The organism is Streptomyces sp. NPDC057682 (assembly GCF_042799575.1).
Taxonomy (GTDB): Bacteria; Actinomycetota; Actinomycetes; order Streptomycetales; family Streptomycetaceae; genus Streptomyces.
This window is the reverse complement of record NZ_JBHVIN010000006.1, coordinates 466,905-473,771: the sequence shown is the minus strand read 5'-3', so window position 1 is coordinate 473,771 and position 6,867 is coordinate 466,905. Positions and strand designations below refer to the sequence as shown.

Genomic DNA, 6,867 nt, shown 5'->3' with positions numbered 1-6,867 from the left:
GTTGATAGGCCAGATGTGGAAGCCCGGTAACGGGTGGAGCTGACTGGTACTAATAGGCCGAGGGCTTGTCCTCAGTTGCTCGCGTCCACTGTGTTTGTTCTGAAATAACGAACGGCCGTGTTGTTGTCCGGTGTTGGTTAATTTCATAGTGTTTCGGTGGTCATTGCGTTAGGGAAACGCCCGGTTACATTCCGAACCCGGAAGCTAAGCCTTTCAGCGCCGATGGTACTGCAGGGGGGACCCTGTGGGAGAGTAGGACGCCGCCGAACAATCTTTGTGGGAAAGCCCCGTGCCGTTGGCACGGGGCTTTTCTGCGTTTCCGGTCCGGTTGCATCTCGTCGCCGGGGCGTGTAGTCGTACCCCTGTGCACCCGCCGGCCGGGGCTGAGGGTAGGGTCAGGGGGCATCATTGGCACGTTCTTCACAGGAGGCCCCCGGGTGGAGGTCCAGGAGACTCGCGTTCAGACGGACCGGGTACTCACCATCCCCAACATCCTCAGCATGGCGCGCCTCGTCGGCGTACCTGTCTTCCTGTGGCTGATTCTCCGCCCGGAGTTCGGCGGGCCCCAGAGCGACGGCTGGGCACTGCTCGTTCTGATGTTCAGCGGCGTGAGCGACTACCTCGACGGCAAGCTGGCCCGCCGCTGGAACCAGATCAGCAGTCTGGGACGGCTTCTTGACCCGGCTGCCGACCGTCTCTACATTCTTTCCACGCTCGTCGGTCTGACCTGGCGGGAGATCCTTCCCCTCTGGCTCACCGCAGCGCTGCTCGCTCGTGAACTCATGCTTCTCGTGATGGTGGGAATCCTGCGCCGTCACGGCTATCCGCCCCCTCAGGTGAACTTCCTGGGCAAGGCGGCCACGTTCAACCTCATGTACGCCTTTCCCTTGTTGCTGCTCAGTGACGGAAGTGGTTGGCTTGCATCGTTGGCCACCGTTTTCGGATGGGCGTTCGCAGGATGGGGTACAACGCTCTACTGGTGGGCAGGGATCCTCTACGTGGTTCAGGTCCGCCGGCTGGTCAAGGCGGATGCAGTAGCCGATTGAGCTCGCTGATGCGGTGCCGCGCAACGTGGCCGGCCCGCGGCTGATGACACAGATGCTGCCCTGACGGGCGAAGTCGGCTAACCGTCGTCTCTTCAAGGAGGACGTTTCCGACATGAAGGCCGTCGTGATGGCAGGCGGCGAAGGCACACGTCTTCGCCCCATGACCTCAAGCATGCCCAAGCCGCTCCTTCCCGTCGCCAATCGGCCGATCATGGAGCACGTGCTTCGGTTGCTCAAACGGCACGGGCTCAATGAGACGGTCGTGACCGTCCAGTTCCTGGCCTCTCTCGTCAAGAACTACTTCGGGGACGGCGAGGAGCTCGGAATGGAGCTCACCTACGCCAACGAGGAGAAACCGCTCGGCACCGCGGGCAGCGTCAAGAATGCCGAAGAGGCACTGAAGGACGACACCTTCCTGGTGATTTCCGGTGACGCGCTCACCGACTTCGACCTCACCGACCTCATCGCCTTCCACAAGGAAAAGGGTGGCCTGGTCACGGTCTGCCTCACCCGTGTCCCGAACCCCCTCGAATTCGGCATCACCATCGTGGACGAGGCCGGCCAGGTCGAACGCTTCCTGGAGAAGCCGACCTGGGGCCAGGTCTTCTCGGACACCGTGAACACCGGGATCTACGTGATGGAACCCGAGGTGTTCAACTACGTCGAGGCGGACGTCTCCGTCGACTGGTCCGGAGACGTCTTCCCGCAGCTCATGAAGGAAGGCAAGCCGATCTACGGCTATGTCGCCGAGGGCTACTGGGAAGACGTGGGAACCCACGAAAGCTATGTGAAGGCCCAGGCCGACGTCCTCGAACGCAAAGTCGACGTCGAGATCGACGGCTTCGAGATCTCGCCGGGAGTCTGGGTGGCCGAAGGCGCCGAGGTCCACCCGGACGCGGTGCTGCGCGGGCCGCTCTACGTCGGTGACTACGCAAAGATCGAAGCCGGTGTGGAACTGCGGGAACACACGGTCATCGGATCGAACGTCGTCGTGAAGAGCGGCGCCTTCCTGCACAAGGCCGTGGTCCACGACAACGTGTACATCGGTGACCACAGCAATCTGCGCGGCTGCGTCATCGGCAAGAACACCGACATCATGCGGGCCGCCCGGATCGAGGACGGCGCGGTCATCGGCGACGAATGCCTCGTCGGCGAGGAATCGATCATCCAGGGGAATGTGCGCGTCTACCCCTTCAAGACCATCGAGGCCGGTGCCTTCGTCAACACCTCGGTGATCTGGGAGTCGCGCGGACAGGCCCATCTCTTCGGCGCACGCGGCGTCTCCGGGATCCTGAACGTCGAGATCACCCCGGAACTCGCGGTCCGGCTCGCCGGGGCGTACGCGACGACGCTCAAGAAGGGCGCCACCGTCACCACCGCCCGCGACCACTCCCGCGGTGCCCGCGCGCTCAAGCGCGCCGTCATCTCGGCGCTCCAGGCGAGCGCCATCGACGTACGCGACCTGGAGAACGTCCCACTGCCCGTCGCCCGGCAGCAGACGGCGCGCGGCAGTGCCGGCGGCATCATGATCCGCACCTCGCCCGGTGTGCCCGACTCCGTCGACATCATGTTCTTCGACGAACGCGGAGCCGATCTCTCCCAGGCGCGCCAGCGCAAGCTGGACCGCGTCTACGCACGCCAGGAGTACCGCAGGGCCTTCCCCGGCGAGATCGGGGACCTGCACTTCCCGTCCAGCGTCTTCGACTCGTACACCGGCTCGCTGCTGCGCAACGTCGACACCACGGGCATCTCCGACGCCGGGCTCAAGGTCGTCGTCGACGCGTCCAACGGCAGCGCCGGACTGGTCCTGCCGAGCCTGCTCGGACGGCTCGGCGTGGACGCGCTCACCATCAATCCGGGCCTCGACGAGTCCCGGCCGACGGAGACGGCCGAGACCAGACGCTCCGGTCTGGTACGGCTGGGCGAGATCGTCTCCTCGGCCAGGGCCGCCTTCGGCGTCCGGTTCGACCCGGTCGGCGAGCGGCTCTCCCTCGTCGACGAGCGCGGCCGGATCGTGGAGGACGACCGGGCTCTCCTGGTCATGCTCGACCTCGTCGCCGCCGAGCGGCGCAGCGGCCGGGTGGCACTGCCCGTGACGACCACACGGATCGCCGAGCAGGTCGCCGCGTACCACGGGACGCAGGTCGAGTGGACGACGACATCGCCCGACGACCTCACCCGGGTCGCGCGGGAGGAGGGCACGATCTTCGGGGGCGACGGCCGGGGCGGTTTCATGGTCCCCGAGTTCAGCAGCGTCTTCGACGGCTCCGCCGCGTTCGTCCAGCTCATCGGGTTGGTCGCCAGGACCCAGCTCACGCTCAGCCAGATCGACGCGCGCATTCCGCACGCCCATGTGCTGCGGCGTGACGTCGCGACGCCGTGGGCCGTCAAGGGACTGGTGATGCGCCGCGTCGTGGAGGCGGCCGGCGACCGCGACGTCGACACGACGGACGGCGTGCGCGTGGTCGAGGCCGACGGCCGCTGGGTGATGGTGCTGCCCGACCGGGCCGAGGCCGTCACCCATCTGTGGGCCGAGGGCCCCGACGACGCCTCGGCGCAGGCGCTCCTGGACGAGTGGGCCGCCGTCGTCGAGAGCGCAGGTCAGTGAGGTGACCGGCGGCCGGCGCGGGGGCGAGGCTCCCGCCCGGCCGCCGGACCGTGTCCGCGCGGGCCGGTGCGGTCCGGGCAGGGCGGGCCGGACCGTGCTGCGCATCGGTGGGGCCATTCGGCGCTAGCCCCCACGACGTGCGACTATGTGCGGCATGTCGCAGCAGCCCCCCGATCGGAGTAGTACCGCGCCACCGGCCGCGCGCCCCGACGCGTCCATGTCGCTGCTGACCAATGTGATGGACCACAGCCTGGACGACGGCTATGCGGAGGCCGCAGCGCGTCGTGACGCCGACGGGCGGGCCGGGATGCCCCGGACGCTGAAGGCCAAGCTGGGGCTCGCCGCGTGCCTGGTGCTGGCGGCCCTCGTCGTCACGCTCGGGGCCGCGCAGGCACGTGTCGCGGCGCCGGTCCTCGCGAAGGAGCGCGAGGAGCTGATCGACCGCATCGACGCCGAGACGGACGCCGCCGACACCCTCGAAGCACAGGTCGAGGAGGTCCGCGACGACGTGAACCGGCGGCAGCGCAAGGCACTGGAGAAGCACGGCGGGGACCAGGCCGAACTGGTCGCGCTGCTCTCCGGCGCGACACCCGTGCAGGGTCCGGGGGTCAAGCTCGTCGTCGACGACGCGAAGGATTCCGACCAGGGAGGCGGCGGACCCCGGGAGAGCAGCGGTTTCTCCGACACCGGGCGCGTCCGCGACCGGGACATGCAGCGGGTGGTCAACGGGCTGTGGCAGTCCGGCGCCGAGGCGATCGCCATCAACGGCCAGCGGCTGACCGCCCTGTCGGCCATCCGTGCCGCGGGCGACGCCATACTGGTCGACAACAAACCGCTGGTGCCGCCGTACACGGTGCTCGCGGTGGGGGACGGGAAGAAGCTCGCCGCGGCCTTCCGGGACAGTGACGACGGCCAGTACCTTCAGGCGCTGAAGGAGACCTTCGACATCAGGACCAGCCTCTCCGCCGAGGAGAAGGTGAGCCTCCCGGCCGCTCCCAGCCTGACCGTACGCACAGCAGAGCCTTACAAGGCCGCGGACACGGGCAGTGGCGCGGCACACACAGGGAAGGGCACATCGTGATCGCCGTACTGGGCCTCGTCGTGGGAGTCGTGGTCGGACTGTTGGTCCGGCCCGAAGTGCCGGCGGTGGTGGAGCCCTACCTCCCGATCGCCGTCGTGGCCGCCCTCGACGCCGTCTTCGGAGGCCTGCGGGCCATGCTCGACGGGATCTTCGTCGACAAGGTCTTCGTGGTCTCCTTCCTGTCCAACGTGGTCGTCGCCGCGCTGATCGTCTTCCTGGGCGACAAACTGGGCGTCGGCGCGCAGCTGTCCACGGGGGTCGTGGTCGTCCTCGGCATCCGCATCTTCTCCAACGCCGCCGCCATCCGCCGGCACGTCTTCCGGGCCTGAGGCCGATGAGCGACGACGCATACGACAAGGGTCCGGACGAGGCGGCGGAGGCCGGGGAGCCCGCACCGGCGCCCCGGCCGCTCACCGGGCGTCAGCGGCTGGTGGCAGGCCTCTGGCCGCCCCGGGTCACCCGCGCCCAACTCATCGTTGCGCTGCTGCTGTTCGTCCTCGGACTGGGCCTGGCGATCCAGGTGCGGTCCAACAGCGACAACAGCGCGCTGCGCGGTGCCCGCCAGGAGGACCTGGTCCGCATCCTCGACGAGGTGGACGACCGTACGCAGCGGCTGGAGGACGAGAAGCAGCGTCTCGACGACCAGCGCACGGAGCTGGAGAACAGCTCCGACCAGGCCGAGGAGGCCCGTAAGCAGACGGTCGAGAAGGAGCGTCAACTCGGCATCCTCGCGGGTACCGTTGCGGTGCACGGCCCGGGTATCACGTTGACGATCAACGATCCGGGGGACGCCGTGCAGGCGGACATGCTGCTCGACGCGCTCCAGGAGCTGCGTGCGGCCGGTGCCGAGGCGATCGAGGTCAACGGCGTGCGTGTGGTGGCCCATACGTATTTCTCCGGTGACGGCGGTGCCGTCGAGGTGGACGACCGCAAGATCTCCGCCCCGTACGTCTTCAAGGTCATCGGCAAGCCGCAGGATCTGGAACCGGCGCTCAACATCCCCGGTGGTGTGGTGCAGACGTTGGAGAAGGAGCAGGCCACCGTGCATGTGGCACAGTCCGACGACATTGTCGTCGACGCCTTGCGACCGGCGGAGCGGCCTGACTACGCTCGATCATCGGCCCAGTGAACCGGGGGCGTGAGGGCGTCGGGGGACACGGGCCGGAGGTTGCGGGGGGTCGCCGCACCGTATCGGTGGTGCGTGGTGGAAACTGTCGAGTGGCTACGGACGTTGTGAAGATGTCCGGGTCGGCAGGTGTGTTCATTCAGGGTTCGTCCTGCCCCACGGGCGGGTCTGTTTCGGTCAAGGGGAATCGCCCGTGAAGTTGTTTGGGAAGTTGTTCGGCAAGAGCGCACGCGATGACGCCGCACGCCATCGCGCACCGCGCCACGGCCAGAACGAGGAGCAGGGCGGCGAACGCCCGCTCTTCCGCGATCAGGTGGCAGGTTCGGGGGGTGACATTTCGGGTGGTTCCGGCGCGTCGTCTGTTGACCCTGCCGGTGCCGGCCGCATAGGTTTCGGAGCACCGTCAACCTCAAGTACGGGTGGAGGGTTCGCCCCGGGGCAGGAGGCTTCGTCCATGCCGGTCTGTACGAGGTGCGGTCACCGCAACACCGAAGCGAGCCGTTTCTGCTCCAACTGCGGTGCGCCGCTGCGGGGCGGAGTCCCCGAGCGCGCCTCGGAGACCACGTCGACCATCTCCATCTCGGGGCTGGAGGCCTACGAGGCGGAGGCCACCGGGCAGACGGCTCTGCCGTCGCTCTCGCCCGAGGCCCAGGCGGCCGTGGACGCCCTGCCGCTCGGCTCGGCGCTCCTGGTGGTGCGCCGCGGGCCGAACTCGGGAAGCCGCTTCCTGCTGGACAGCGAGCTGACCACGGCCGGCCGCCACCCGCAGAGCGACATCTTCCTCGACGACGTGACGGTCTCGCGCCGGCACGTGGAGTTCCGCCGGAACGCCGACGGCAGCTTCACCGTGGGGGACGTGGGGAGCCTCAACGGCACGTACGTCAACCGCGAGCGCATCGACTCCGTCGCGCTGTCCAACGGCGACGAAGTGCAGATCGGCAAGTACCGGCTGGTCTTCTACGCGAGCCAGCGCGGTATCTGATCCGCCCCCGACTCCGTTCGGGGG

The 6,867-nt window shown here is 68.0% G+C and carries 6 protein-coding genes and 2 rRNA genes; all 8 read left to right on the top strand.

The genetic code is table 11. From position 1 onward, the window contains the following. A 23S ribosomal RNA gene (locus ACFVDM_RS14265) occupies window positions 1-73 on the top strand; the annotation flags it as partial. A 79-nt stretch (window positions 74-152) separates the two neighbouring features. Continuing rightward, window positions 153-269, top strand: a 5S ribosomal RNA gene (rrf, locus tag ACFVDM_RS14260). A gap of 168 nt (window positions 270-437) precedes the next feature. After that, window positions 438-1,046, top strand: a complete 609-nt coding sequence (locus ACFVDM_RS14255; RefSeq protein WP_266776362.1) for a CDP-alcohol phosphatidyltransferase family protein — start codon at window positions 438-440, stop codon at window positions 1,044-1,046. 112 nt (window positions 1,047-1,158) lie between these two features. Further along, a complete protein-coding gene (locus tag ACFVDM_RS14250; protein WP_383637990.1) occupies window positions 1,159-3,654 on the top strand; it encodes a sugar phosphate nucleotidyltransferase in 2,496 nt (831 codons plus the stop codon). Window positions 3,655-3,808: 154 nt separating this feature from the next. Beyond that, the gene (locus ACFVDM_RS14245; protein WP_383637987.1) at window positions 3,809-4,735 is read left to right on the top strand and encodes a DUF881 domain-containing protein; all 927 of its coding nucleotides are present in this window, start codon (window positions 3,809-3,811) and stop codon (window positions 4,733-4,735) included. Further along, window positions 4,732-5,064, top strand: coding sequence for a small basic family protein (locus tag ACFVDM_RS14240; RefSeq protein WP_003970459.1), 333 nt, complete (start codon window positions 4,732-4,734; stop codon window positions 5,062-5,064). Before ACFVDM_RS14245 ends, ACFVDM_RS14240 begins: the two co-directional genes overlap by 4 nt. Before the next feature lie 5 nt (window positions 5,065-5,069). Further along, on the top strand, window positions 5,070-5,864 hold the full coding sequence (locus tag ACFVDM_RS14235) for a DUF881 domain-containing protein (protein ID WP_383637984.1): 795 nt from the start codon (window positions 5,070-5,072) through the stop codon (window positions 5,862-5,864). 61 nt (window positions 5,865-5,925) lie between these two features. After that, the gene (locus ACFVDM_RS14230; RefSeq protein WP_383638046.1) at window positions 5,926-6,843 is read left to right on the top strand and encodes an FHA domain-containing protein; all 918 of its coding nucleotides are present in this window, start codon (window positions 5,926-5,928) and stop codon (window positions 6,841-6,843) included. Window positions 6,844-6,867 lie beyond the last annotated feature (24 nt).

Excerpts from the sequence above, each read along its gene's own strand:
- ACFVDM_RS14245 (WP_383637987.1), top strand. The coding sequence starts at position 3,809 with ATGTCGCAGCAGCCCCCCGATCGGAGTAGTACCGCGCCACCGGCCGCG.
- ACFVDM_RS14235 (WP_383637984.1), top strand. The coding sequence starts at position 5,070 with ATGAGCGACGACGCATACGACAAGGGTCCGGACGAGGCGGCGGAGGCC.
- ACFVDM_RS14250 (WP_383637990.1), top strand. The coding sequence starts at position 1,159 with ATGAAGGCCGTCGTGATGGCAGGCGGCGAAGGCACACGTCTTCGCCCC.